We start from the raw sequence: 25,489 nt of genomic DNA on the forward strand, positions 1-25,489 counted from the left end.
GGCCCCGCCATGGTGGCGGAGACCGGGGCTGTACACGTTCAGGCGATCGTCACGGCTTCGGGGTGGCGTGCGGGGCGCACGTCACGTCCTTGCTGTCGGTCTTGCCGGTGAGCAGGTAGGTGTCGACCCGGTCGTTGACGCAGGGGTTGGTCAGACCGGTGACGCCGTGCGAGCCCGCGTCCTTCTCGGTGATGAGGCGGGAGCCCTTCAGGCGCTTGTGCAGCTCGACGGCGCCCTCGTACGGGGTGGCGGCGTCACGCTCGGACTGCACGATGAGGACAGACGGCAGGCCCTTGCCGGTCTTGACGTCGACCGGCGTCTGCTGCTCGGTCTTCCAGGTGGCGCAGGGCAGGTTCATCCACGCGTTGGCCCACGTCATGAACGGGTAGTCCTTGTGGAGCCGCGTGTTGTCCTTGTCCCACTTCTGCCAGCTGGTGGGCCACTTGGCGTCGGCGCACTCGACGGCTGTGTAGACCGCGTTGCTGTTCTCCGACGCGGCGTTGCCCGCGGTGTCCGACAGGTCGGGGGCGATGGCGTCGACCAGGGCCTGCTTGTCACCGGCGACGTACTTGCTCCACGTCTGGGCGACCGGCACCCACGACGAGTCGTAGTACGGCGCGCTCTGGAAGAAGCCGATCAGCTCGGCCGGGCCGACGACCCCGCCGAGCGGGCTCTTCTTCGCCTCGGCGCGCAGCTTCAGCCACTGCTGCTGCACCTTGGCGCGGGTGTCGCCGAGGTGGAAGGTGGCGTCGTTCTTGGCGACCCAGTCCTGCCAGTCCTTCCAGCGGCCCTCGAAGGCGATGTCCTGGTTCAGGTTGGCCTGGTACCAGATGTTGTCCTTCGCCGGGTTGACGACGCTGTCGACGATCATGCGGCGGACGTGGTTCGGGAAGAGCGTGCCGTAGACGGCGCCCAGGTAGGTGCCGTAGGAGACGCCCAGGTAGTTGAGCTTCTTGTCGCCGAGGGCGGCGCGGATGACGTCGAGGTCGCGCGCGGTGTTCGGCGTCGTCATGTGCGGCAGCATCTCGCCGCTGCGCTCGTAGCAGCCGTCCGCGTACTCCTTGGCGAGCTTGCGCTGGGCGCGCTTGTCCGCCTCGCTGTCCGGGACCGGGTCGTCCTTGGGCGCCTTGACGAACTCCTGCGGGTCGATGCAGGAGATCGGCGTCGAGTGGCCCACGCCGCGCGGGTCGAAGCCGACGAAGTCGTACGCCTTCGCGGCCTTGGCGTAGATCGGGTTCTTGGTCGTCACGCGCGTGGGGAAGCGCAGACCCGAGCCGCCGGGGCCGCCCGGGTTGTAGACGAGGGAGCCCTGGCGCTCGCTCTTGGTGCCGGTGTTGCCGACACGGTCGACGGCGAGCTTGATCTGCTTGCCGTTCGGCTTGGCGTAGTCGAGCGGCACGGTGACCCAGCCGCACTGGATCGGCGCGGCGAAGCCCCAGTCGGCCGGGCAGTCCTTCCAGTCGACGCCCTTCTTGGCGGCCCGGGCGGCGGCGACGGCGGCGCCCACCGCCTCACGGGCCTGGCTGTGGCCGCCGGTCGAACGCTGCTGCTCGGCGTTGGCGGGAGCGGCGACCGCCCCCGCTATCAGCGCCACGGCGGCGAACGCGCCCGCGGAGCCGATCACCACGTTCCGGCTGCCGCGACCCGTCTGTCGAGTCCGTCTCAAGTGAGGCCTCCCGCACATCGATACGATCGTTACGTCGATCGTGTTGCCGATCGGTACGCGGATCCTGTCGTGTGTGGGGTCCCTGACAACAGAGATGACGGACGTTCTTTACCAATCCGATAAATGGTATGGCCGTCCCGCTGAGCGGTCAGGCCCATCGGGCGAGCGCGGCGTCCAGGGTGCGGCGCAGGCGCAGCGCGTCCGGAGCGACGACGGTGACCAGGACAGCGGGGCCCGCGAGCGGCGTGAGCGCGGCGGTGCCGTCCGCGTCGAGGATCGTGGCGGACGGCGGATCGGCTTCGAACTCCGGCCGTACGATGACGAGCTGGCCCAGGGCCCGGTGGCCGGCCAGGACCGCGGGGCCGTCCCAGCCGCCCGGAGCGCCGGGTCCGCAGGCGAGCTCCTGGTCGAGCAGGGGCCGTCCCGCGCGGTACAGCGTCAGACGGCTGGTGAGGCGGCCGGGCTGCTCGCCCGCGCGGCCCAGGACCTGCTCCTCGCGCAGCACGAGACGGGCGTCCGCGGCCAGCTCCGCGCGCGTGGTGACGCGCAGGTCGCTGCCGTTCGCCGAGATCAGCTGCTCGGGCAGCCAGTCGAGACGGGCGCCGTCGGCGACGGTGAGCCGTACGTCGTAACGGGCCTCCCCCTTGGCCTGGCCGGGCAGGGCGAGGGTGGCGGCGACCGAGCCGACGTGCAGGCGGGCGCCTTGTTCCGCGCGGGCCTCGACGGTGAAGTGGTCTCCGCCGAGGGGGCCGCTCATGGCGCCGACGAGCATGACGCGGGACTCGTCGGCGGTGGCGCCCCGGACGCGGCGGAGGGCGAACGAACCCTCGCTCTCCATCACGGGCAGGGCGGTGCCACCGCTTCCGTCACCGCGCGCGACAAGGCGGGCGCTGGAACGGACGCCCACGCGCGCGTGGCCGCGCACGCTCACGCGGTCCACGCGGCATACTGCGCCCGCACCCACGCCGCGACGTCCACCACGCCGCTCTCGGAGCGCAGGGACTGGAGCACGACGGGGAGTTCGGCGCGCGCCGCCTCGGCGTCGGCGGCCATGCGCGCGAGGTCGGAGCCCACGTAGGGCGCCAGGTCGGTCTTGTTGATGACGAGCAGATCGGCGGTCGTCACACCGGGGCCGCCCTTGCGCGGAATGTCATCGCCGCCCGCGACATCGATGACGAAGATCTGTGCGTCGACCAGCCCCTTGGAGAAGGTCGCGGTGAGATTGTCGCCGCCGGACTCGACCAGGACGAGGTCGAGCGGCCCGGCGCCCTCGGCCAAGTCGTTCTCCAGGTCCTCGACGGCTTCGAGGTTGGCGGAGATGTCGTCGCGGATCGCGGTGTGGGGGCAGGCCCCGGTCTCCACGGCGGTGATCCGCTCGGGCGGCAGCACGGCTTCGCGCAGCAGGAACTCGGCGTCCTCCCGCGTATAGATGTCGTTCGTGACGACAGCGAGGGAGAGCTCGTCGCGCAGGGCACGACAGAGCGCGGCGACGGTGGCCGTCTTCCCGGAGCCGACGGGCCCACCGAGCCCTATGCGCAGGGCGCGACGCGTGCCGTCGGGCCGGTGCGCGTCGGCGGAGAGGGCGGCGGGGCCGTCGTGGGAGTGCGAGTGGTCGAGGTGCATCATGCGGCTCCGGGGTCGTGGGGAGGTGCGTCAGGGGCTTGAGGTGGGTGGTCTACGGCTCCGAGGCCGGTGAGGGAGCGCGGCCGCGAGCCCCGCGGTTCACGAGGCGAACAGCCGCACCGCCCATCCCGCATGCGCCTCCGCCCCGACCTCGAGCAAGGGCGCGGAGCCCGCGGGGAGTGCGTCGGTGCCCTCCGTGGTGGCGCGTCTCGCCGCCTCCACCGATGCGCTGACGACCAGGTCCGTCTCGGGCGCGAGCCGCGCCAAGACGCGGGTCGCGTCGAAGGGGTCGAGGCTCAGCAGGCGTACGACGGCGGTCGCGGGGCCGCTGACGGCCTCGTACGCGGAGCAGTACGCCGCGTCCTCGGGGCCGAGTCCGGCGGCGTGGGCGGTGAGGCCGAGGACGACGGGCTGGTGGGCTCCCTTCGGGAACTGCCGGGCGAGGGCGTCCAGTTCGGGGGCCGGCCATGTCGCTCGGGCGGCACGCAGCAACTGTCGGCCGAGTCTGCGTGCGGTCACGCGGAGGGCCGCCGACGGGGTGCGGGCGTCGGCAGCCTCGTCGAGGACTGCGGGGTCGATGCCGAGCGCCGCGGCGGCGGCGAGGGAGGCCGCGACGGCGGCGCTGGTGTGCAGGCGGCCCCGGCAGAACTCCTCCAGGCTCGCCGCGTCGCGGATGCGGCCCGCCTTGACCGCGGCCTCCGCTCCGCCGGAGTGTGCGTGCCCTCCGGCGGGGAAGCGGCCGTCGGCCAGGACGAGCAGGGTCGCGCGCGTCATGACGTACTCATATGGCAGCTCAAAGGACTCAAGGGCTCAGGCTCAGGGACTCAGGGACTCAGGGACTCAGGGACTCAGAAAAGGAAGTACCGCTGGGCCAGCGGCAGTTCCGTGGCCGGCTCGGGTTCGACGAGTTCGCCGTCGATGGTCACGGCGAACGAGTCGGGGGCGACCTCGACGCGCGGCAAGGCGTCGTTGTTGCGCATGTCGGCCTTGGTACGGCCGCGCGTCGAAAGGATCGGAACGAACGTTCGTCCCAGGCCGAGGCGGTCCGGGAGGCCGTCCTCCAGGGCCCACGCGCTGGTGAAGTTGACCGAGTTGGCCGCGGGCGCTCTGCCGTACGCCCCGAACATCCGGCGCGGCAGCACCGGCTGCGGCGTCGGGATGGAGGCGTTCGCGTCGCCCATCTGCGCGTACGCGATCTGCCCGCCCTTGATGACGAGCTGCGGTTTCACGCCGAAGAACGCCGGGTCCCAGAGCACCAGATCCGCGAGTTTGCCGGGTTCGACGGAGCCGACCTCGTGCTCGATGCCCTGGGCGATCGCCGCGTTGATCGTGTACTTGGCGACGTAGCGGCGGGCGCGCTGGTTGTCGGCGCGGGAGTCGCCGGGGAGGAGGCCGCGGCGGCGCTTCATGACGTGGGCGGTCTGCCAGGTCCGCATGATGACCTCGCCGACGCGGCCCATGGCCTGCGAGTCCGACGACATGATCGAGATGGCGCCCAGGTCGTGCAGGATGTCCTCGGCCGCGATGGTGGTGGGCCGGATACGGGACTCGGCGAAGGCGAGGTCCTCGGGGACCGCCGGGTTGAGGTGGTGGCAGACCATCAGCATGTCGAGGTGTTCCTCGACGGTGTTGACGGTGTGCGGCCGGGTCGGGTTGGTGGAGCTGGGCAGCATGTTGGGCAGCGAGACCGCGGTGATCATGTCGGGCGCGTGCCCGCCGCCCGCGCCCTCGACGTGGAAGGCGTGCAGAGTGCGGCCGCCGACGGCGTCGAAGGTGTCCTGGACGAACCCGGCCTCGTTCAGCGTGTCGGAGTGCACGGCGAGTTGCGCGCCGGACTCCTCGCACACGTCGAGGCAGGCGGAGATCACGGCCGGGGTCGCGCCCCAGTCCTCGTGGATCTTGAAGCCGAGGACGCCGGCGCGCAGCTGGTCGCGCATGGACTCCTTGGACATCGTGTTGCCCTTGCCGAGGAACCCGATGTTGACGGGGCTGTGCTCCATGGCCTCGAACATCCGGGTGAGGTGCCAGGAGCCGGGGGTAATGGTGGTCGCCTTGGACCCTTCGGCGGGTCCCGTGCCGCCGCCGATGAGGGTCGTGACGCCGGAGGCGAGGGCCTCGTCGACGATGGTCGGCGAGATGAAGTGGATGTGCGTGTCGATGCCGCCCGCGGTGACGATCTTGCCGTTGCCCGCGACGATCTCCGTCTCCGGGCCGATGACGAGGCCGGGGTGGACGCCGTCCATGGTGTCGGGGTTGCCGGACTTGCCGATACCGGTGATGCGGCCGTCGCGGATGCCGATGTCGGCCTTGACGATGCCCCAGTGATCGATGATCAGGGCGCCGGTGATGACGGTGTCCGGGGTGCCCTCCGCGCGCGTGGCGCGCGATTGGCCCATGGACTCGCGGATGACCTTGCCGCCGCCGAAGACGGCCTCGTCCCCGGAGCGGCCCGGTCCGCCGGAGCGGTCCTCCTCGATCTCGACGAACAGATCGGTGTCGGCCAGGCGGACGCGGTCCCCGGTGGTGGGGCCGAACAGGTCGGCGTAGGCGGCGCGGGAGAGCTCAGGCATCGAGGGGTCCTCCGGTCTCGCCGCGCAGGCCGGGGACGGTGCGAGCGCCCGCGAGCGGTACGAGTCCGACCTCGACGGGGATGCCGGGCTCGAAGCGGACGGCCGTTCCGGCCGGGATGTCGAGGCGACGGCCGCGGGCCGCGGCGCGGTCGAGTTCGAGGCCGGGGTTGGCCTCGGCGAAGTGGTAGTGGGAGCCGACCTGGATGGGCCGGTCGGCGGCGTTGAGCACCGTCATACGTATGACGTCGCGGCCCTCGTTGAAGGCGACGGGCTCGTCGGCGAAGAGGATCTCTCCGGGGATCACGGTCGCGGCCCGTCAGACGATCGGCTCGTGGACGGTCACGAGCTTGGTGCCGTCCGGGAAGGTCGCCTCGACCTGGACGTCGTGGATCATCTCGGGGATCCCCTCCATGACGTCGTCGCGGGTGAGCAACGCGCGCCCGGAGGACATGAGTTCCGCGACGGTGCGGCCGTCGCGGGCGCCCTCCAGGACGTGCGAGGTGATCAGGGCGACGGCCTCGGGGTGGTTGAGCCTGAGACCCCGGGCCCGCCGCTTGCCGGCCACGTCGGCGGCCACATGGATGAGCAGTCTCTCCTGCTCGTGCGGGGTCAGTTGCACGCGTCCCACCTCACAGTCCTTCGCCACGGGCCGTGCGGGGCCCGGCTGCCGCGGCCACCGCGACGGGTATAGATGTAACACACATGTAGCGCGCATGATCTTGCGCACCCTGGTTACCAAAACCCCTGGTGGCGTGCGGTGCAGGCTAGTTGGGCGGAGTTTCAACGAGGTTAACCGTCGCTTGACCGCACCATTGCCGTCAGCTGACCTCGCCCATACTCATCAGGCCGCGCAGGCCGATCTGCAGAGTCTCGACCGGCACCTCGCCGAAGAGCGCCTGCTGCGTGAGGAAACCCTGCGCCGCGGAGATCATCGTGCGCGCCACCGCGTCCGGATCCGCGTCGGCGCGCATCATCCCGGCGTCCTGGTACCCCTGCACGATCTTGACCCAGATCGCACGGACCCGTTCGAAGCCGTCGCGGATCAGGGCAGCGAGGTCGTCGTTGCGCAGCGTCTCCGTCCACACCTGCACCACGAGGCGCGGGAAGTACGAGGTGCCGTCGACGCGCAGACCCGGCCGCTCGCGCAGCACCTCCCCCATCACGATGCCGACCAGCTCGTACGGCGGCGGTGGCGGCGTCTGCAACCCGGTCGTCTCGAAACCGGCCCGTACGTCGTCGAGCACCTCCGTCACGATGGCGTGGATCAGCTCGTCCTTGCCGCGGAAGTAGCGGTACACCGCGCCGGCCGAGAGGTCCACCTCCCTCAGGACGTCCTGCATCGATGTGGCGTGGAAGCCGTTGCGGGCGAAGCAGAGGGCGGCGCCGTCCAGGATCTGGCGGCGGCGGGCGTCGAGGTGTTCCTGGGATACACGGGCCATGGTCATCAAAGTAAAACGAACATTCCTTCTTGACAAGCGTGCGCGGTCTCGCGACAGTGAGGACACGGTAAAACGAACGCTCATTCTTTCAGATCCAAGCTGAAGCTCACCGTTGGAGACCTCATGCCCTCCGCCTCCCCGGCCCACGGCCGCAAGGTGATCGCCGTGGTGCTGCTCGTCCCGCTACTCGCCGCGCTGGCCCTCTGGGCCTTCGCGTGGCCCGCCGCACGGACCGCACCGCGTGATCTCCCGCTCGGCGTCGCCGGGCCCGCCGCCACGGCCGCGCCCCTGGACCGGCAACTGCGCGCGCAGGACGGCGCGTTCGACGTGCATCGTTATGCGGACGAGGCCGCCGCCCGCGCGGCGATCGAGGACCGGGTCGTATACGGAGCGGTGGTGGCCGCGCCGGACGGGCCCCGGGTGCTGACCGCCTCGGCGGCGAGCCCCGTCGTCGCGCAGTTGCTGCGGCAGGCCGTGAAGGCACAGGCACCCCAGGCTGCCCGGGTGACGGAGGTCGACGTCGCACCGGCTCCGGCGGCCGATCCCCGTGGCGCGGCCCTGAGTTCGAGCGTGCTGCCGCTGGCGATCGCCGGGGTCGCGGGCGGGTCCGTCGTGACGCTGCTGCGGCTGCGCGGGGTGCGGGCAGCGGGCGCGCTGCTCGCGGCCTCCGCGGTGGTGGGCGTCGTGGCGGCCGCGCTCGCGCACAGCTGGCTCGGCGTCCTGACGGGCGACTGGTGGGCGGAGGCCGGGGTGCTCGGCCTGTCGTCCCTCGCGGTGGGGGCGACGGTGGCCGGGTGCGCGGCGCTGCTCGGACCGGCGGGGATCGGCGTGGGCGCGCTGCTGATGGTGCTGCTCGGCAACCCGTTCTCCGGGGTGGCCTCCGCGCCCGAGCTGCTGCCCGAACCGGTCGGCTCCCTCGGCCAGTTGCTGCCGCCGGGCGCGGGCGGGACACTGCTGCGCTCGGTCGCCTACTTCGACGGGGCGCGGGCCGCGGCACCGGCGCTGACGCTCACCGTGTGGGCGCTGCTCGGCCTGACGGCCGTACTGCTCGGGGCGCGTCGCGGGCGGCGCACCACCACGGCGCCCGAACGGACGACCGAGCCGACGCGGGCCCCGCTTCCCGTGGGCTGAGCAGGCCGAGCGCCACCGGCCCACGGGCACGGACCGGCCGTGCGTCCCCGCTGTAGCGGACGGGGGTGCACGGCCTTCTTCGTCGGCGGCGTGCTTGCCCTACCTGACGTCCGGCCCTCGGCGCTCCGCCGCGATGCCGAACCTCTGGCGTTCGCCCGGAGCGGACGGGAGGGAGCCGACGCGGGAGACGGAGCTGATCATCGGCTCCTCCGCGGACTCGGTGGCGGCGTCCCCGAGGGCTTCGAGTCGCTCCAGGTCAGCGGCGGAGACGAGGGCGACGAGGGGCTTGCCGTGCCGGGTGACCACGACGCGTTCGGCGCCGTACACCACGCGGTTGATCAGATCCGCCAGCTCGGCCCGGGCTTGCGTCACCGGAATCTCGTAGGCCATGCTCCCCATCGTACGTGATGTACGTCCTGTACGTTTTCTACAGAGCGATGAGCAGATGAGCACAGGAGGCGCGAGCACCATGACCCGTCCGTCCGGCCGCCATGTCCTGCCCGAGTTCACGGAGCGCACCGCCTCGGGGCACCGCACGCTCGACCCGTACTCGAAGCTGCTCGAGGAGCGCATCGTGTTCGTCGGGACGCCGATCGACGAGACATCGGCCAACGATGTGATGGCCCAGTTCATGCACCTGGAGTACGCGGCCCCCGACCGGGACATCTCGCTGTACATCAACTCCCCCGGCGGCTCGTTCAGCGCGATGACGGCGATCTACGACACGATGCAGTTCGTCAGTTGCGAGGTGGAGACGATCTGTCTGGGGCAGGCCGCGTCCGTGGCCGCCGTGCTGCTCGCGGCCGGGGCGCCCGGCAAACGGCTGATGCTGCCGGGCGCGCGCCTGGTGCTCGACCAGCCGGCGCTTCCCGAGCCGGTGCGGGGCCACCACTCCGACCTGGAGATCCAGGCCCGCGAACTGGTGCGGACGCGTGAGCGACTGGAGGAACTCCTCGCGCGCCACACCGGGCAGGAGAAGGAGCGCGTCAGCCGGGACATCGAGCGGGACACCGTGCTCGACGCGCGGCAGTCGGTGGAGTACGGCCTGGTGGACCGGGTCGTACAGAGCCGCAAGGGCGTGCCCGGCGTGCCGGCCGGGCGGTGACGCGCCGATGTATCCGCCCGAACTTCCGCCGCTGCCCGCGCTGACCCGCGCCGAGTGCGCGCTGGTGGACAGTTATCTGGCGGTGGTCGATCTGCTCGCCCGTATCAACCCGGCGCGCGGCGAGGACACGTACCGGGGGCTGCGTGCGGCGCAGGCGCTCGTGGGCCGGGCGACGGAGCTGCGTGACGCGCTGGAGCTGATGCACCGAAGGGGTGAGCGCGAGGTGCATGCCGCAACCCTGGAGCGGGCTCTGCGCGTCCTCGACGGCGAGAGGCGCACCCAACGGATCACTTTGCCGCCCGAAACGGTCGCGTGAGGTCGCCGGAGGTCACTTGTGGTCGACTGCGGTCAACCGCGGTCGGTTGGCGTCCCCTTCGGTCACTTTCGACACGAACTGTCTGCGCCTCGACCGAAACGGCCCAGATGGTGGACCGCCGAACAGCCTAGACATCCGTACGTCGACGAGGCGGCCCGAGTTGCGCTCCGGCGGTACGCGAACCATGGAATTGGGCGTTCCGTGCCTGGTACGCGCGTGGTCGGGGGTCGTTGCCGGGGATCGAAAGGCGCACTGTCCACCTGAACGGGTCAAGCGTGAGGAGCCTCACTTACCGCCGGTTCAACTCGGTTTCCACCCCACATGTGCGTGAAGATCCCTTCGACGACAAGCCCCCGCCGCCGCGGCGGGGCGGTCCGTGCGGACGCCGAGTCCTGCCGCCGTACGGATGCCAGGTCGACAAGAAGTGCACCGGCAGGAGTGGAGGACCCAGGCACGACGGGCCACCGGCCCACCTTGACGAAGGTGGTGTCCGAGCGGCCCTTGGGGTGAAGCCGCGCACGCGGCCGGGCATCTTCGCCTGCCCGAACCCGACAGGTCACCCTTCACAGGCGGCAGACGAAGGGTTGCGCATGACTGCGCTCAATCGTGTTCCGTCGCTGCTGACCCGGGCCGGCACCGCGTCGGCCCTCACGCTGGCGGTCGCCGGAGCGGGGCTGATGGTCCCCGGCACCGCGTCCGAGGCATCGGCGGCCACGGCCTCGACCAAGGCACTGAAGGTCGCGGCCTCGAAGAAGGGTGCACCGTACAGGTGGGGCGCCTCAGGCCCGCACCGGTTCGACTGCTCGGGGCTCACGCTCTACTCGTTCAAGCGGGCGGGCAAGAAGCTGCCGCGCACTGCGGCCCAGCAGTACAACAAGACACGCCATGTCTCCGCGTCCCACCGCAAGACAGGTGACCTGGTCTTCTTCCATTCGGGCCGGAGCGTGTACCACGTCGGCATCTATGCCGGAAAGGGGCGCATCTGGCACTCGCCGAAGACCGGTGACGTGGTGCGGCTGCAGAAGATCTGGACGAAGAGCGTCTGGTACGGCCGGGTGCGCTGAGCGCGCCCTTGCGTGACACCAGTGGGGGCGGGCCGGGCGCCAGGCGCGCTCCCACGCGGCCGCACACGTGTGAGCGGGCCGGGATGGTCAGCAGACCGTGCCGGGGCGGGACGCGCTGCCGTTGAGCCCCGTGATCCACGGCAGGGAGATCCATACGGTCTTGCCGCCCTCCGCGGTGGGCGCGACCGACAGGCGGCCGCCGCACTCCGCGGTGAGGCTGCGGACGATCACCATGCCGCGCCCGTTGTCCTGCGCGACGGCGGCGGGGAGGCGCTTGGGGTAGCGCGGGTGGCTGTCGGTGACGCCGATCCGCAGCTGTTCGTCGCGTTCGAGCTCCACGTCGACGGTGAACGTGGGTGACTGACCCAGCGTGTGCTGCACGGCGTTGGTCGCGAGCTCCGAGACGATCAGGCGCACCGTGTCCGCCGCGTCGGTGTCCCCTGGCAGTCCCCATTCGGCCAGCACGGTGCTCACGTACCGGCGGGCGGCGGAGACCGAGGCGGCGGTGCTCGGCAGCGTGACGGATGCTTCCTGGTGGTCTGCCATGGCGACGTCGTCCCTTTCCCACCGGGGCCGCGCCTGCGACTCTGGCGGTGCGCTGGCGTGCGGCCTCCGACTTCTGCTTCGCGCCAGACTGCCACTTGGATGCCCTTCCGTGCTGACGATCCCGCGAGAAATGCATATATCTGTCGCTCGATGCGGTGAACTCTGCGACGGTAGACCGTATTTGGGCGCGCGCACACCGGTTCCTCTACCGTCTGCTCAAAGGTCGTGCTGCTCGGGCCCGGAAGGAGCCCGGTGACGCGGCCCGGTGAGCGTTGAGGAGTCGGCATGAAGTACGGTCCCGCGGTGCGTCGTCGCAAACTCGGTTCGGAGCTGCGCGCGTTACGAGTCCAGGCCGGTCTGACGAGCGGCCAGGCGGCGCGTCTTGTCGGCTGGCACCAGTCGAAGGTGAGCCGGATCGAGACAGGACGCAGCGGCGTGAAGGCGTCGGATGTGCTGCGGTTGCTCGACGCGTTCGAGACAGCCGACCCGCGGCGGCGTGAGCTCGTGGTCGCGCTGGCCGGTGCGGAGGATGTGGGCGGCCATCACTGGTGGCAGGCGTACCGGGGGCTGCTGCCGCCGTCGTACCGCGACTTCATCAGTCTGGAGTCGCAGGCGTGCCGGATCCGGACGCTGGAGACGAGCGTGGTGCCGGGTCTGTTGCAGACACCTGAGTATGCGCGCGCGGTCACACGTTCCGTACTGCCCGACATGCCCGGCTCACATATCGACGCGCTGGTCGAGGTGCGGCTCGCGCGCCAGGAAGTGCTGCGGGTGCAGCCTCCGTTGCAGTTGAGCGCGGTGCTCGATGAAGGGGTATTGCGCCGCGAAGTGGGAGGAGCGGGCATTCTGCGGCGGCAGGTGGCACATCTGGCCGAGGCGGCGCAGGTGGAACATGTCCGGATTCAGGTGCTCCCATTCTCCGCAGGTGGCCACATCGGCCTCACTGGCCCTTTCGTTGTGTTTTCATTTCCGAACACTTCTGATCTGGATGTGGTTGTTCTCGACCATTTGACGAGTAGCCTCTACCTGGAACGGAAAGAAGACCTCACGGCGTACACCGACGCCTTCGACGCTCTTCTCCTCCGTGCCATGTCACCCGAGGACTCGTTGGAATTCATCGCACAGATCGCCGGATAACGAGGACGAGGACGCCGACACCTCGCCCCCGCCCGGCACTGCGAAGGGGGCACCATGAACGCACTGCCTCGGCATGTTCCTTCCGTTCCCTCAAGCTCGTCGCTGAGCGGCGCGCGGTGGCGGCGCAGCAGCCGCAGCACCGGTGCCAACAACTGCGTCGAGACAGCCCCCCTGACCTCGGGGCACACGGCCCAACTCGTGGGTGTCCGCGACTCCAAGAACATCGCGGGCCCCGCGCTCCTCTTCACACCTTCCGCATGGGAGGGGTTCATCGACTCCCTGCGGTGAACGCGCCGTTCGGAGCCTTGCGGCTGATCACCCGCACCGCCTCGCCGAGCTGTTCGTCGGTGAGGTCGGCGCGGGCGGTCAACCGCAGCCGCGAGATGCCGTCCGGCACCGACGGCGGACGGAAACACCCCACCGAGAGACCTTCCGTACGACACTCCGCGGCCCAGCGCACCGCCTCGTCCGGTGACGGGGCCCGCACCGAGACGACGGCGGCGTCCGGCCGCACGGCCGACAGGCCCTCGGCGATGAGCAGTCGGTGCAGGGTGGCCGCCACCTCGCGGGCGCGGTCCGCGCGGCGCGGCTCGCGGCGCAGCAGACGCAGGGCGGCCAGCGCCGCCCCGGCCGCGGCGGGGGCGAGGCCGGTGTCGAAGATGAACGTACGGGCCGCGTTGACGAGGTGGTCGATGACGTGTGCCGGGCCGAGGACCGCGCCGCCCTGGCTGCCGAACGACTTGGAGAGGGTGACGGTGACCACCGTGTCCGGGGCGCCCGCGATCCCCGCCGCGTGCGGGGCGCCGCGCCCGCCGGCGCCGAGGACGCCCAGACCGTGCGCGTCGTCGACGAGCAGTCCGGCCCCGAACTCCCGGCAGGCACCGGCCAGTTCACCGAGCGGCGCCCGGTCCCCGTCGACGGAGAAGACGGTGTCCGAGACGACGACGGCCGGGCCTTCGTGGGCGGCGAGGGCCTTGCGGACGGCGGCCGGGTCGGCGTGCGGGACGACCTGGGTGGTTCCCCGGGCGAGCCGGCAGCCGTCGATGAGCGAGGCGTGGTTCCCGGCGTCGGACACGATCAGCGAACCGTGCGGGGCGAGCGCGGTGACGGCGGCGAGGTTCGCCGCGTAACCGGACGACAGGACGAGCGCGGCCTCGGCGCCGCAGAACCCGGCCAGTTCGCGCTCCAGTTCGGCGTGGAGTTCGGTGGTGCCGGTGACCAGGCGGGAGCCGGTCGCGCCGCCTCCCCAGCGGCGCGCCGCCTCGGCGGCGCCCCCGACGACCTCGGGGTGGCGGGCCAGGCCCAGGTAGTCGTTGCTCGCGAGGTCGAGCAGCGGGGAGTCGGCCGGGCGCGGGCTCAAGGTGCGGACGAGTCCGGCGGCTTCGCGGGCACGACGCTGCTCTTCGAGCCAGCCGAACGCACGCGTGGAGGTGGTACCCATGACTCCCTCTACTGGTAGATGCTCGGTGGAGCGCGGGTAGATATTTTTGTAGGTAATGCACAGACCTTAGTCGCCTCGCCACCGGGTCACGGTGTGGTGATACCCACACGTCGAACGCGGTCCTTTGTACGAAGTCTCCTTTCGCCGGGGTGGCTCGATAGGCAAAAATCAGGCGCCATGGACCTGCTGAACACGCTGGTGGACAAGGGGCTGCGGCGCGAGTCGCCGAGCCGTGAAGAGGCGCTCGCCGTACTGGCGACGTCGGACGACGACCTGCTCGATGTGGTGGCGGCGGCCGGGAAGGTGCGCCGTACGTGGTTCGGGCGCCGGGTCAAGCTGAACTACCTGGTCAACCTCAAGTCGGGGCTCTGTCCCGAGGACTGTTCGTACTGCTCGCAGCGGCTCGGCTCGAAGGCGGAGATCCTCAAGTACACGTGGCTGAAGCCCGACGAGGCGTCCAGGGCGGCCGCCGCGGGGGTCGCGGGCGGTGCGAAGCGGGTGTGTCTCGTGGCGAGCGGGCGCGGACCGACGGACAAGGACGTGGAGCGGGTCGCGAAGACGATCGACGCGATCAAGTCCGAGAACGAGGACGTCGAGGTGTGCGCCTGTCTGGGGCTGCTCTCCGACGGGCAGGCGGAGCGGCTGCGCGGGGCGGGCGCGGACGCGTACAACCACAACCTGAACACCTCCGAGGCCACCTACGGGGACATCACGACGACACACACGTATGCGGACCGCGTCGACACCGTGCGCAAGGCGCACGAGGCCGGTCTGTCGGCGTGCTCCGGGCTGATCGCCGGTATGGGCGAGAGCGACGAGGACCTGGTCGACGTGGTGTTCGGCCTGCGCGCCCTCGACCCGGACTCGGTTCCGGTCAACTTCCTGATCCCCTTCGAGGGGACGCCGCTGGCCAAGGAGTGGAACCTCACGCCGCAGCGCTGCCTGCGCATCCTGGCCATGGTCCGCTTCGTCTGCCCGGACGTGGAGGTACGGATCGCGGGCGGGCGCGAGGTGCACCTGCGCTCGATGCAGCCCCTCGCCCTGCACATCGCCAACTCCATCTTCCTCGGCGACTACCTGACCAGTGAGGGGCAGGCGGGCAAGGCCGACCTGGACATGATCGCGGACGCCGGGTTCGAGGTGGAGGGGGCCGGTGAGGTGACGCTGCCCGAGCACCGGGCGGGCGGGTGCGGGTCCGTGTGTGCCGGTGACAGTGGCGAGGTGGCTGCGGAGGTGCCCGAGGCGCGGACCGATCTGGTGGCCGTACGTCGTCGGGGCGCGGGGACGGATGTCGCACCGAATGCCTGACGCACGTGTGACCGAGTTGCTCGCGCTCGACCGGCAACACGTGTGGCATCCGTACGGGCCCATGCCGGGCCGGCAGGAGCCCCTCGTCGTGGAGTCCGCGGCGGGGGTGCGGCTACGGGTCGCCGGGCACGGGGAACTGGTCGACGGTATGTCGTCGTGGTGGTCGGCGATCCACGGCTACCGCCACCCCGTGCTCGACGAGGCGGCCCGCGGGCAGTTGGAGCGGATGAGCCATGTCATGTTCGGCGGGCTCACCCATGAGCCCGCCGTGCGACTCGCGAAGCGGCTCGTCGACATGGCACCGGACGGTCTGGAACATGTGTTTCTGGCCGACTCCGGTTCAGTGTCGGTCGAAGTGGCCCTCAAGATGTGTCTGCAGTACTGGCGCTCGCTCGGCCGGCCCGAGAAACGCCGGCTCCTCACCTGGCGCGGCGGGTATCACGGCGACACATGGCAGCCGATGTCCGTGTGTGACCCCGAGGGCGGGATGCACGGGCTGTGGGCCGGGGTGCTGCCGGAGCAGGTGTTCGCCGACGCACCACCGAGCACGTACGAGGAGTCGTACGCGGAGGGGCTGCGGGAGCTGGTCGCGCTCCACGCGCATGAGCTGGCCGCGGTCGTGGTCGAGCCCGTGGTGCAGGGGGCGGGCGGGATGCGGTTCCACTCCCCCACGTATCTGCGGGTGTTGCGTGAGGTGTGCGACGCGCACGACGTGCTGCTCGTGTTCGACGAGATCGCCACCGGGTTCGGGCGGACGGGGGCGTTGTTCGCGGCGGAACACGCCGCAGTGACGCCGGACGTGATGTGTGTCGGCAAGGCGCTCACGGGTGGGTACATGACGCTCGCCGCGACGCTGTGCACGGCGCGGGTCGCCGAAGGTATCTCGCGCGGCGAGGTGCCGGTGCTCGCGCACGGGCCGACGTTCATGGGCAATCCGCTGGCGGCGGCGGTGGCGTGCGCGTCGATCGACCTGTTGCTGGGGCAGGACTGGCGGTCCGAGGTCAAACGTGTCGAGGACGGGTTGCGGGCCGCCCTGGCCGAGGCCGTTGATGTGCCGGGTGTCCGGGACGTACGGGTCTTCGGCGCCATCGGTGTCGTACAGCTCGACCACGAGGTCGACATGGCGGCGGCGACGCGGGCGGCGGTCGCGGAGGGGGTCTGGCTGCGGCCGTTCCGGGACCTCGTCTACACGATGCCGCCGTACATCACCGGGGACGAGGACGTGGCACGGATCGGGCGCGCGGTGTGCGCGGCGGCGCGGAAGGGTTGAGCCGAGTTGAGCCAAGTGGTGTCTTCGAAGGTGCTGGTGGTCACCGGGACCGGGACCGAGATCGGCAAGACGGTGACGACGGCGGCGATCGCCGCCGTCGCGGTGCGGGCGGGGCGTTCGGTGGCCGTGCTCAAACCCGCGCAGACAGGTGTCGCGCCGGGTGAGCCAGGGGACGTCGACGAGGTGGTGCGGCTGGCCGGGTCCGCGGTGACGCCGGTCGAGCTGGGCCGTTTCCCCGAGCCCCTCGCACCCGGGACGGCCGCGGCGCGGGCCGGGATGGAGCCCGTACGGCCCGCGCAGGTCGCCGAGGCCGCGGCGAAGTTGGCGGCTTCGCACGATCTGGTTCTGGTCGAGGGTGCGGGCGGGCTGTTGGTGCACTTCGACGCGGAGGGGTCGACGCTGGCGGACGCGGCGCGGCTGCTCGGCGCCCCGGCCCTGGTGGTCGCCCGGGCGGGTCTCGGCACGCTGAACTCGGTTCAGCTCACGGCGGAGGCGCTCCGCTTTCGGGGCCTGTCACAGCTGGGGGTCGCCATTGGCAGCTGGCCCGATGAGCCCGGGCTGGCCGAGCGCTGCAATGTGGGCGATCTGCCGCGGGTGGCGGGGGCCGGGCTGGTGGGGGCGGTACCGGAGGGTGCGGGGTCCTTGTCGGAGGACGCGTTCCGGGCGCGGGCGTCGGGGTGGCTCGGCCGAGAGTTGGGCGGGGTGTGGGACGGGGAGGGGTTCGCGCGGCGGGTCGGGTGAGGGGCGCTGCGCGGCGTGGGCCTGCTGGAAGTGAGCGGGGCGATGGCCGGGCCGGCGTCTCTCCGGGCGTGCCTCGCGCCGGGCCGGGGCGAGCCCCTTGAGCATGCGGCCCAGCCGCCATCAGCAGGTGGGCGTCTGCCATGTTCTGGCGTATTGCCGGGTGCCGCGCCGGCCCGTGCGGGCCCCTTGAGCATGCGGCCCAGCCGCCATCTGCGGGTGGGCGTCTGCCATGTTCTGGCGTATTGCCGGGTGCCGCGCCGTCCTGGCTGGTCGCGCAGTTCCCCGCGCCCCTGAGATGCGCACTTCGTGCGCCATCTCGGGCCTTCGCCGCTCCGCGCTCGGTTCGCGGCCCCCCGGCGTCCCTGAGATGCCCACCTCGTGCGTCATCTCGGGCGTTCGCCGCTCCGCGCTCGGTTCTCGGCTGCCCGGGTCCCTGCGGTGCGCGCCTCGTGCGCCATCTCGGGCGGGGCGGAAGTTCGTTCGTTCCGGGGTGAGGGCGGGAAGAATCGGCGTGACCAGTCGGACTGGCCTAGGAGGGTCCCATGGTGGGCCGGAAGCCGTTCCCTGTCAGGAAAGCCGCGCGGGATGCGGTGCGTCATCCCGTCTTCGCCCGGTATTACGCCCGCTTCAGCGAACGGGCCGAACCCTCGATGGCGCCGGTGCGGAGCGAACTGCTCGGCGGGCTCTCCGGGCGGGTCATCGAGGTCGGCGCGGGCAACGGGCTGAACTTCTCCCACTACCCGGGCACCGTCTCGGAGGTCGTCGCCATCGAACCGGAGCGCATCCTGCGGCAGTTGGCGGTCGAGGCGGCCCGGCGCGTCGAGGTGCCGGTGGATGTCGTGCCGGGGGCCGCGGAGGCGTTGCCGGTGAAGAGTGAGGGGTACGACGCGGTCGTGCTGTCGATCGTGCTGTGCAGCGTGCGCGACGTGGCCCGCGCGCTCGCGGAGGTACGCAGGGTGGTGCGACCGGGCGGGGAGGTGCGGTTCTTCGAGCACGTACGGGCGCCGCACCGCACCATGCGGGGTGTGCAGACGGCGCTCGACCGGACGGTGTGGCCACGGTTGTTCGGGGGGTGCCATGTGGGGCGGGACACGGTGGCGGCCCTGCGGGACGCCGGGTTCGAGGTGGGGCCGTACCGCACTGTGCTGATGCCCGAGCGCGGGCCACGGCTGCCCACCTCCTACTGTGTCCTCGGTACGGCAAGGCGTCCCGAACTCACGGACACGTAGAGCGCGCGAGCCGCTATCCTCGTACCCGACCCGGTGCACAACTGACTTACGAAGTAAGGGAGTTGGGGTGGGGGATGCAGGCGTGGTCACGGAGGTCGTCGCCGCGCGGGCCAGGGGCCTGACGAAGGCGTACGGCTCCGGGGAGACCCAGGTGCTCGCGCTCGACGCGGTGGACGTGGACATCGCGCGCGGCCGCTATACGGCGGTCATGGGGCCTTCGGGCTCGGGCAAGTCCACGCTGATGCACTGCCTGGCCGGCCTCGACACCGTCTCGGCGGGACAGGTGTGGCTCGGCGACACGGAGATCACCGGTCTGAAGGACCGGGAGCTGACACGTCTGCGGCGCGACCGCATCGGGTTCATGTTCCAGTCCTTCAACCTCATACCTACGCTGGACGCGCTCGAGAACATCACGTTGCCGATGGACATCGCGGGCAAGGCCCCGGACCGGAAGTGGCTCGACCAGGTCATCGACACGCTCGGGCTCCGGGACCGGCTGAAGCACCGGCCCGCGCAGTTGTCCGGCGGGCAGCAGCAGCGGGTGGCGTGCGCGCGGGCCCTCGCGGCGCGACCTGAGCTGATCTTCGCCGACGAGCCGACGGGGAATCTGGACTCGCGGGCCGGCCTGGAAGTACTCGGGTTCCTGCGGGAGGCGGTCGACAGCCTCGGGCAGAGCGTGGTCATGGTCACGCACGACCCGGGCGCCGCCGCCCACGCCGACCTGGTGCTCTTCCTCGGCGACGGGCGGCTCGTGGACGAGATGCACGAGCCCACGGCGGAGACCGTCCTGGAGCGGATGAAGCGGTTCGACGTCGCTTCCGCGCGCGGAGCCGTGGCCGACCAGAACGCCGACCAGAACGCCGGCCACCACGCCGACCAGCACGCCTCCGGGCAGTAACCATGCTGAAGGCGACGCTGCGTAGCTTCCTCGCGCACAAGGGGCGCCTGACGCTGTCCGCGCTGGCCGTGATCCTGTCGGTGGCGTTCGTCGCGGGCAGCCTGATCTTCTCGGACACGGTGGCCCGCACCTTCGACCGGCTGTTCGCCTCGACCTCGGCCGACGTGCGGGTCAGCCCCAAGGAGGACGATCTGAGCGAGGCGGTTCCGTCCGGCGAGGTGCGGACGCTGCCCGCCTCGCTCGCCCTGCGGCTCAGAACCGTCGACGGGGTCGCCGCCACGCACATCGACGCCGAGGCCGAGGACATCACGGTCGTCGACCGGAACAACGACTCGGTCGGGCCGACCACCGGCGCCCCGACCATCGCCACCAACTGGGAGCCCACCGACCGCAGCCCCGTCCGGCTGACGTCCGGCCACGCGCCCCGGGGCGACGGGCAGGCGCTCCTCGACGCGGACACCGCCGAGGAGAAACACGTACGTATCGGGGACACGCTCACGGTCCTCGCGCGGCCCGGCTCGTTCAAGGTCGAGGTCGTCGGCATCGCGACGTTCCGCACGACCAACCCGGGCGCCGCCCTGGTGTACCTGGAGACCCGTACCGCGCAGCGCCGGCTGCTGGGCGAGGCCGGCCGGGCGACGAGCATCTCGCTCGACGCGGCGGACGGTGTGAGCAACGCGCAGCTGAAGCGGAATGTCGAGCAACGGCTCGGCGACACCTATGAGTCGAAGACCGCGGACGAGGACGCCAAGTCGTCCGCCGAGGATCTCGGGGGCTTTCTCGACGTCATCAAGTACGTGATGCTGAGCTTCGCCGGGATCGCCGTCCTCGTCGGCGTGTTTCTCATCGTGAACACGTTCTCGATGCTGATCGCCCAGCGCACACGTGAGCTGGGGCTGCTGCGCGCGCTCGGCGCCGACCGACGGCAGGTGCGGCGTTCGGTGCTGACGGAGGCGGTGCTGCTCGGCCTGGTCAGCTCGGCGGTCGGGCTCGGGCTCGGAGTGGGGCTCGCCGCGGGGCTGATCCGGCTCATGAGCGTCTTCGGGATGAACCTCAAGTCCACGGAGATGGTGGTCGGGTGGGGGACACCCGTCGCCGCGTTCGTGGTGGGGGTCGGGGTCACGTTCGTGGCCGCGTACCTGCCCTCGCGGCGGGCCTCCCGCGTCTCCCCGATGGCGGCCCTCGTGGACGCCGAGATCGCCGGGGTGGGGCGGCCGCTGCGGGTGCGCGCGCTCGTCGGCCTGCTGGTCGGAGCGGCGGGCGCGGGCGCGCTCGTCGGCTGCGCGACCGCGGACAGCACCGGTACGGCCGGTTCGCTGCTCGCGCTCGGCATCGTGCTGACGCTGCTCGCCACGGTCGTCGCGGGGCCGTTGCTCGTGCGCCCGGTGATCCGGGTGCTCGGCGCCGTGTTCCCGGCCGTGTTCGGCTCGGTCGGCCGGATGAGCCAGCGCAACGCGCTGCGCAACCCGCGCCGCACCGGTGCCACGGCGGGCGCCCTCATGGTGGGGCTCGCGCTGGTCGCGGGCATGTCGGTGGCCAGTGCCTCGATGAGCAAGTCGTTCGACGAGCAGATCGACAAGACGCTCGGCGCCGACTTCACCGTGCAGAACGCCAACTTCGCGCCGTTCCCGCAGGAGGTCACCGAGGAGGTCGAGGGCACCGAGGGCGTCGGCCTCGTCGTACGGCAGCGGTTCACACCCCTCGCGGTGCACATGCCGGACGGCACACGTGTCGAAACGACCGCCGCCGGGTATGAGGCGCGGCTCGACGACGTGGCACGCGTGACGTATGCGCAGGGCGACACCGCGGCGGCGCTCGCGCCCCGCCGCCTCGCGCTGCAGAAGGACTACGCGGACGAGCACGGGGCGCGGGTCGGCAGTGTGCTGCGGGTCGAACTGCCCGGCGGGCGGCGGACCGCGTTCAGGGTGGGCGCCCTCACCGACCAGGAGGGCGGCGGCTTCGGCATGCAGGGCGGCTTCTTCATGGGGCTCGCCACGCTGGAGAGGTACGTTCCCGGCGGCCAGGACTCGGCGGTGTACGTGAACGCGGCGTCCGGCACCTCGGCGGACACCCTGCGCGCGAACCTGGAGAAGACGCTCGACCCGTATCCGCAGGTGCAGGTCCGCGACCTGGCCGACTACAAGAAGCTCGTGCACGACCAGATCGCGGTGCTGCTGTACCTCGTGTACGCGCTGCTGGGCCTGGCGATCGTCATCGCGGTCCTCGGCGTGGTCAACACCCTCGCCCTGTCGGTCGTCGAGCGGACCCGGGAGATCGGGCTGCTGCGGGCGATCGGGCTCGCGCGGCGGCAGCTGCGGCGCATGATCCGGCTCGAGTCGGTGGTGATCGCGGTGTTCGGCGCGGTCCTCGGGCTGGCTCTGGGCCTGGTGTGGGGCGTGGCCGCGCAGCAGGTCCTCGCCCTGGAGGGGATGGAGGCGCTGGCGGTCCCGTGGACGACGATCGCGGCGGTCGTCGTCGGCTCGGTCCTGGTCGGGCTCGCGGCGGCGCTGCTGCCCGCGCTGCGCGCGTCGCGGATGAATGTGCTGGCGGCGATCGCGCACGAGTGAGCTCCGCGCGCTCCCGGGGGGGGCGGCGTCCGGCATCTGAAATGGGCGGCGCCCCCAGGAAGGCCGATGGTGGGATCGGGGCATGAGCGATTCTGAGAACAACCCGCGTGACGGCCGCCCCGGCGACGTACGCCGTGACCCCCGCGGCGGGCTTCGCGTACGGTCCGCCTCCCCCGCCGATCTCGACGCCGTCCTCGCCTTCTGGAAGACGGCCGCCGAGGGTACGAGCATCAGCGACGACCGCGCGGGCGTGGAGCGCCTCGTCGCACGCGACCCGGAGGCGCTGCTCCTCGCGGAGCGGGCCGACGGGGAGCTGGTGGGAACGGTCATCGCCGGGTTCGACGGCTGGCGCTGCCATCTGTACCGGCTGGCGGTCCGGCCCGACGCCCGCAGGCAGGGCATCGGCTCGGCGCTGCTCGCCGCCGCGGAGGAACGGTTCACGGCGCTGGGCGGACGGCGCGGCGACGCGATGGTGCTCAACCGCAACGAGCGGGCGCACGCCGCGTGGAAGGCCGCCGGGTACGCGCCCCAGCCGCAGTGGAGCCGCTGGGTGAAACCGCTGGTCGAGGAGTGAGACCGGCGCGCACGGCGACCGCACTTTGCCGATCCTTTACTATGGGAGTGTCACCCCGACTTCTGCGAAAGGTGTGAGCGTCCGCCCATGGGCGAGCCCCCTAGTACCCGGTCCCTCCCGCAGCGCGCTCCCCGCGAGCGCGCGTCACTCCCGGCCCTGGCCGATCATGGGACGGAGGTGACCCGATGACCGAAGTGCTACTGCTCGCCGTCGCAGTGCTGCTCTCGCTGGCCTGCGGCGCGTTCGTCGCGGCGGAGTTCTCGCTCACCACCGTCCAGCGCGGCGACCTGGAAATGGCCGTCGAGCGGGGTGAGCGGGGCGCCGTCGGCGCCCTCAAGGCCGCACGGAACCTGACGTTCCAGCTGTCCGGCGCCCAGCTCGGCATCACCGTCACCAATCTGGTGGTCGGCATGCTCGCCGAGCCGTCCATCGCCAAGCTCATCGCCGGTCCGCTCGAAGCGATCGGCATCCCGGGCTCGGCATCCACGTCCGTGGCGCTCGTCCTCGGCACCGCCCTGTCGACCGTCTTCCTGATGGTCGTCGGCGAGCTGGTGCCGAAGAACTGGGCGATCTCCTCGCCGCTGGCCGTCGCCAAGCGGGTGGCGACGCCGCAGCGCTGGTTCAGCGCGGCGTTCCGCCCGTTCATCACGCACCTGAACAACACGGCGAACCGGCTCGTGCGCCGTTTCGGCATCGAGCCGACCGAGGAGCTGGCCTCCGCGCGCGGGCCGCAGGAGCTGATGGCGCTCGCCCGGCACTCCGCCAAGGAGGGCGCCCTGGAGGCGGACACCGCCGAGCTGTTCGTCCGCACGCTCAACCTGGCGGACCTGACCGCCGAGAACGTGATGACGCCCCGCGTCCAGGTCATGGCCCTCGATACGCAGGCCACCTGCGAGGACGTGGCGAACGCGACGCGGGCGACCGGGTTGTCCCGCTTCCCCGTCTACCGCGGCAACCTCGACTCCGTCGTCGGTGTCGCGCACATCAAGGACATCCTGGCGGTGCCCGCGGAGCAGCGGCCCCGCAAGCGCGTCTCGGAGTTGTTGCGCGAGCCGCTGCTCGTGCCGGAGACGCTGACCGTGGACCGGCTGCTCGACCGCCTTTCGGGCAAGCGCACCATGGCCGTCGTCATCGACGAGTACGGCGGCACCGCGGGCGTCGCCACTCTGGAGGACATCGTCGAGGAGGTCGTCGGCGAGGTCCGCGACGAGCACGACCCGCACGAGACCCCCGACATCGCCCCGGCCGGCACCGACGAGGACGGCCGCACGCTGTACTCCGCCGACGGCGCCGCCCGTACCGACCAGCTCGCGCGCGTGGGGCTGCGGGTGCCGGACGGCCCGTACGAGACGCTGGCCGGGCTCGTCGCGTCCGAGCTGGGCCGGATCCCGGCCGTCGGCGACCGCGTCGAGGTCGCCGGCTGGCGGCTCGACGTCGTGGACGCGCACGGCCACCGCGCCGCCCGCGTCCTGCTCCACGCACCGCTCATCACGACCCCGCACGAGGAGGAGGCCCGATGACCGCCGTCCAGTTGCTGATCGGCCTGGCGACCCTGGTCGTCAACGCCTTCTTCGTCGGCGGCGAGTTCGCGCTCATCTCCGTACGCCGCAGCCAGATCGAGCCGTACGCGGAGAACGGCGACCGGCGCGCGCGCAGCGTCCTGTGGGGCCTGCAGCACGTGTCGGCGCTGCTCGCCGCGGCGCAGCTCGGCATCACCCTGTGCACCCTGGTGCTCGGCATCGTCGCCGAACCGGCGATCGCGCATCTCCTGGAGCCGCTGTTCGACGCGGCCGGGGTGCCGCACGGCCTGGTCCACCCGATCTCGTTCGTGATCGCGCTGGCCGTGGCGACGTATCTGCACATGCTGCTCGGCGAGATGGTGCCGAAGAACATCGCCCTTGCCGAGCCGGTGCGCTCCGCCCTGCTGCTCGGCCCGCCGCTCGTGGCGCTCGCGCGGGCGCTGCGTCCGGTCATCTTCACCGTCAACGCCTTCGCGAACGCGCTGCTGAAGCTGATGCGCGTGGAGACGAAGGACGAGGTCACGGCGGTGTTCTCGGACGATGAGCTGGCCCGCATGGTCAAGGACTCCTCCGAGGCGGGCCTGATCGACGATCGCGCGCAGGAGCGTCTGCACGACGCGCTCGAACTGGGCCGGCGCCCCATCAAGGACGTCGTCCTGCCGCTGGAGAAGGTCGTCTACGCGCGCGTGGGCGTCACGCCCGAGCAGCTGGAGGAGCTGTCGGCGACGTCCGGGTTCTCGCGCTTCCCCGTCGTGGACGAGGGGCGGCGCATCGTCGGCTACCTGCACGTCAAGGACGCCCTCGACGCGATGCCGCGCGATCTGCCGTTCCGGGTGCCGGACATGCGGCCCATCGCGCGCGTGCGGGAGACGACGCCGCTGGACGACGTGCTGACCGCCATGCGCGGCAGCCGTACGCACGTGGCGGCGGTGCTCGGCGCGGACGGGCGGCTCGCCGGGATGGTGACCATGGAGGACGTGCTGCGGGAGCTGTTCGGCCAGCCCGCGTGAGCGCCCTGGTCCGCTGGTGGTACCCGCCGGTGATCAGTGGCTGTGACGGCGCGCGCCGTCCTCCGTGGGGGTCTCCAGGATCCCCGGGCCGCGCGCGCCGACCTCGGCCGTGCCGATCGCGGTGAGGACGGCCAGCACGGCGGCGAGGCCCGCGGTGCCGAGCGCCGCGGGCCAGTCGATGTCGAGCAGGTTCGTCGCCCCGGCTACGAGGACGGCGGCCAGTGCCTGCGCGAAGGTCCGGATGGCGCGTTCGGCGGTGGCTTTCCAGAAGGCGGCGGTCCACATGGTGTGCTCCCCCGTGCGGTGACGTATGTGGTGCGGCGGTGTGCGGTGA

27 protein-coding genes and 1 riboswitch are annotated in these 25,489 nt (G+C 71.5%); of the genes, 15 read left to right on the plus strand and 12 right to left on the minus strand.

The features are described 5' to 3' along the window. Positions 1–49: 49 nt before the first annotated feature. From ACH4RC_RS21660 to ACH4RC_RS21695, 8 genes are all read right to left on the minus strand, one after another. Complete coding sequence (locus ACH4RC_RS21660) at positions 50–1,627, minus strand: alpha/beta hydrolase (RefSeq protein WP_398203587.1); 1,578 nt, start codon at positions 1,625–1,627, stop codon at positions 50–52. 187 nt (positions 1,628–1,814) lie between these two features. Beyond that, positions 1,815–2,606 carry an urease accessory protein UreD gene (locus ACH4RC_RS21665; protein WP_398203255.1) on the minus strand — a complete coding sequence of 264 codons (792 nt, stop codon included), beginning with the start codon at positions 2,604–2,606 and terminating at the stop codon, positions 1,815–1,817. Then, complete coding sequence (gene ureG / locus ACH4RC_RS21670) at positions 2,594–3,289, minus strand: urease accessory protein UreG (protein ID WP_398203589.1); 696 nt, start codon at positions 3,287–3,289, stop codon at positions 2,594–2,596. The genes ACH4RC_RS21665 and ureG overlap by 13 nt, the downstream gene beginning before the upstream one ends. A 99-nt stretch (positions 3,290–3,388) precedes the next feature. Next, entirely contained in the window at positions 3,389–4,063 is a 675-nt protein-coding gene (locus ACH4RC_RS21675) for an urease accessory protein UreF (RefSeq protein ID WP_398203257.1), read from the minus strand. 74 nt (positions 4,064–4,137) lie between these two features. Then, positions 4,138–5,859 carry an urease subunit alpha gene (locus ACH4RC_RS21680; protein WP_398203259.1) on the minus strand — a complete coding sequence of 574 codons (1,722 nt, stop codon included), beginning with the start codon at positions 5,857–5,859 and terminating at the stop codon, positions 4,138–4,140. Then, positions 5,852–6,163: an urease subunit beta gene (locus tag ACH4RC_RS21685; protein WP_394435793.1), complete on the minus strand. Its 312-nt coding sequence runs from the start codon at positions 6,161–6,163 to the stop codon at positions 5,852–5,854. Before ACH4RC_RS21685 ends, ACH4RC_RS21680 begins: the two co-directional genes overlap by 8 nt. Before the next feature lie 12 nt (positions 6,164–6,175). Beyond that, positions 6,176–6,478, minus strand: a complete 303-nt coding sequence (locus ACH4RC_RS21690; protein ID WP_398203592.1) for an urease subunit gamma — start codon at positions 6,476–6,478, stop codon at positions 6,176–6,178. Between the two features lie 199 nt (positions 6,479–6,677). After that, positions 6,678–7,298 (minus strand): TetR/AcrR family transcriptional regulator, encoded by a 621-nt coding sequence (locus ACH4RC_RS21695; RefSeq protein ID WP_398203263.1) that lies wholly within the window; start codon positions 7,296–7,298, stop codon positions 6,678–6,680. Between the two features lie 123 nt (positions 7,299–7,421). On the opposite strand from ACH4RC_RS21695, the gene ACH4RC_RS21700 reads away from it, so the two are divergent. Next, positions 7,422–8,429 (plus strand): ABC transporter permease, encoded by a 1,008-nt coding sequence (locus tag ACH4RC_RS21700; RefSeq protein WP_398203266.1) that lies wholly within the window; start codon positions 7,422–7,424, stop codon positions 8,427–8,429. A gap of 99 nt (positions 8,430–8,528) precedes the next feature. Here the strand turns inward: ACH4RC_RS21700 and ACH4RC_RS21705 are convergent, their stop codons facing one another. Continuing rightward, positions 8,529–8,819 (minus strand): type II toxin-antitoxin system Phd/YefM family antitoxin, encoded by a 291-nt coding sequence (locus ACH4RC_RS21705; RefSeq protein WP_398203269.1) that lies wholly within the window; start codon positions 8,817–8,819, stop codon positions 8,529–8,531. Between the two features lie 79 nt (positions 8,820–8,898). Here ACH4RC_RS21705 and ACH4RC_RS21710 point away from each other — a divergent pair, with 79 nt between their 5' ends. The 3 genes from ACH4RC_RS21710 to ACH4RC_RS21720 all read left to right on the plus strand — a co-directional run bounded on the left by ACH4RC_RS21710 (position 8,899) and on the right by ACH4RC_RS21720 (position 10,914). Next, the gene (locus ACH4RC_RS21710) at positions 8,899–9,534 is read left to right on the plus strand and encodes an ATP-dependent Clp protease proteolytic subunit (protein WP_398203271.1); all 636 of its coding nucleotides are present in this window, start codon (positions 8,899–8,901) and stop codon (positions 9,532–9,534) included. A gap of 7 nt (positions 9,535–9,541) precedes the next feature. Further along, positions 9,542–9,850 carry a hypothetical protein gene (locus tag ACH4RC_RS21715; RefSeq protein ID WP_398203274.1) on the plus strand — a complete coding sequence of 103 codons (309 nt, stop codon included), beginning with the start codon at positions 9,542–9,544 and terminating at the stop codon, positions 9,848–9,850. Between the two features lie 373 nt (positions 9,851–10,223). Continuing rightward, positions 10,224–10,437: riboswitch (cyclic di-AMP (ydaO/yuaA leader) on the plus strand. Between the two features lie 3 nt (positions 10,438–10,440). Next, entirely contained in the window at positions 10,441–10,914 is a 474-nt protein-coding gene (locus tag ACH4RC_RS21720) for a C40 family peptidase (protein ID WP_398203277.1), read from the plus strand. Between the two features lie 87 nt (positions 10,915–11,001). Here the strand turns inward: ACH4RC_RS21720 and ACH4RC_RS21725 are convergent, their stop codons facing one another. Then, positions 11,002–11,460, minus strand: coding sequence for an ATP-binding protein (locus tag ACH4RC_RS21725; protein ID WP_398203280.1), 459 nt, complete (start codon positions 11,458–11,460; stop codon positions 11,002–11,004). A gap of 285 nt (positions 11,461–11,745) precedes the next feature. On the opposite strand from ACH4RC_RS21725, the gene ACH4RC_RS21730 reads away from it, so the two are divergent. Then, positions 11,746–12,597, plus strand: a complete 852-nt coding sequence (locus ACH4RC_RS21730) for a helix-turn-helix domain-containing protein (protein WP_398203282.1) — start codon at positions 11,746–11,748, stop codon at positions 12,595–12,597. Positions 12,598–12,651: 54 nt separating this feature from the next. Beyond that, entirely contained in the window at positions 12,652–12,885 is a 234-nt protein-coding gene (locus ACH4RC_RS21735) for a DUF397 domain-containing protein (protein WP_398203285.1), read from the plus strand. On the opposite strand, the gene ACH4RC_RS21740 is transcribed toward ACH4RC_RS21735, so the two are convergent. After that, positions 12,866–14,038, minus strand: coding sequence for an 8-amino-7-oxononanoate synthase (locus ACH4RC_RS21740; protein ID WP_398203288.1), 1,173 nt, complete (start codon positions 14,036–14,038; stop codon positions 12,866–12,868). The two genes, ACH4RC_RS21735 and ACH4RC_RS21740, sit on opposite strands and share 20 nt — an antisense overlap. Before the next feature lie 177 nt (positions 14,039–14,215). On the opposite strand from ACH4RC_RS21740, the gene bioB reads away from it, so the two are divergent. From bioB to ACH4RC_RS21785, 9 genes are all read left to right on the plus strand, one after another. Beyond that, positions 14,216–15,346 (plus strand): biotin synthase BioB, encoded by a 1,131-nt coding sequence (gene bioB / locus ACH4RC_RS21745; protein WP_398203290.1) that lies wholly within the window; start codon positions 14,216–14,218, stop codon positions 15,344–15,346. Further along, positions 15,339–16,616 (plus strand): adenosylmethionine--8-amino-7-oxononanoate transaminase, encoded by a 1,278-nt coding sequence (locus ACH4RC_RS21750; RefSeq protein ID WP_398203293.1) that lies wholly within the window; start codon positions 15,339–15,341, stop codon positions 16,614–16,616. The genes bioB and ACH4RC_RS21750 overlap by 8 nt, the downstream gene beginning before the upstream one ends. An 18-nt stretch (positions 16,617–16,634) precedes the next feature. Further along, entirely contained in the window at positions 16,635–17,357 is a 723-nt protein-coding gene (gene bioD, locus ACH4RC_RS21755) for a dethiobiotin synthase (RefSeq protein WP_398203295.1), read from the plus strand. A gap of 542 nt (positions 17,358–17,899) precedes the next feature. Beyond that, on the plus strand, positions 17,900–18,586 hold the full coding sequence (locus ACH4RC_RS21760; RefSeq protein WP_398203298.1) for a class I SAM-dependent methyltransferase: 687 nt from the start codon (positions 17,900–17,902) through the stop codon (positions 18,584–18,586). Positions 18,587–18,653: 67 nt separating this feature from the next. Continuing rightward, a complete protein-coding gene (locus ACH4RC_RS21765; protein ID WP_398203301.1) occupies positions 18,654–19,484 on the plus strand; it encodes an ABC transporter ATP-binding protein in 831 nt (276 codons plus the stop codon). Between the two features lie 2 nt (positions 19,485–19,486). Further along, the gene (locus ACH4RC_RS21770) at positions 19,487–22,051 is read left to right on the plus strand and encodes an ABC transporter permease (protein ID WP_398203304.1); all 2,565 of its coding nucleotides are present in this window, start codon (positions 19,487–19,489) and stop codon (positions 22,049–22,051) included. Positions 22,052–22,133: 82 nt separating this feature from the next. Next, entirely contained in the window at positions 22,134–22,625 is a 492-nt protein-coding gene (locus ACH4RC_RS21775; protein WP_398203307.1) for a GNAT family N-acetyltransferase, read from the plus strand. A 185-nt stretch (positions 22,626–22,810) separates the two neighbouring features. Further along, on the plus strand, positions 22,811–24,145 hold the full coding sequence (locus ACH4RC_RS21780) for a hemolysin family protein (RefSeq protein ID WP_398203310.1): 1,335 nt from the start codon (positions 22,811–22,813) through the stop codon (positions 24,143–24,145). Beyond that, complete coding sequence (locus tag ACH4RC_RS21785; RefSeq protein WP_398203313.1) at positions 24,142–25,155, plus strand: hemolysin family protein; 1,014 nt, start codon at positions 24,142–24,144, stop codon at positions 25,153–25,155. The genes ACH4RC_RS21780 and ACH4RC_RS21785 overlap by 4 nt, the downstream gene beginning before the upstream one ends. Positions 25,156–25,188: 33 nt before the next feature. On the opposite strand, the gene ACH4RC_RS21790 is transcribed toward ACH4RC_RS21785, so the two are convergent. Next, entirely contained in the window at positions 25,189–25,440 is a 252-nt protein-coding gene (locus ACH4RC_RS21790) for a holin (RefSeq protein ID WP_398203316.1), read from the minus strand. Between the last annotated feature and the right edge of the window lie 49 nt (positions 25,441–25,489).

The sequence above is a fragment of the Streptomyces sp. NPDC016845 genome (genome assembly GCF_044332585.1).
GTDB lineage: Bacteria > Actinomycetota > Actinomycetes > Streptomycetales > Streptomycetaceae > Streptomyces.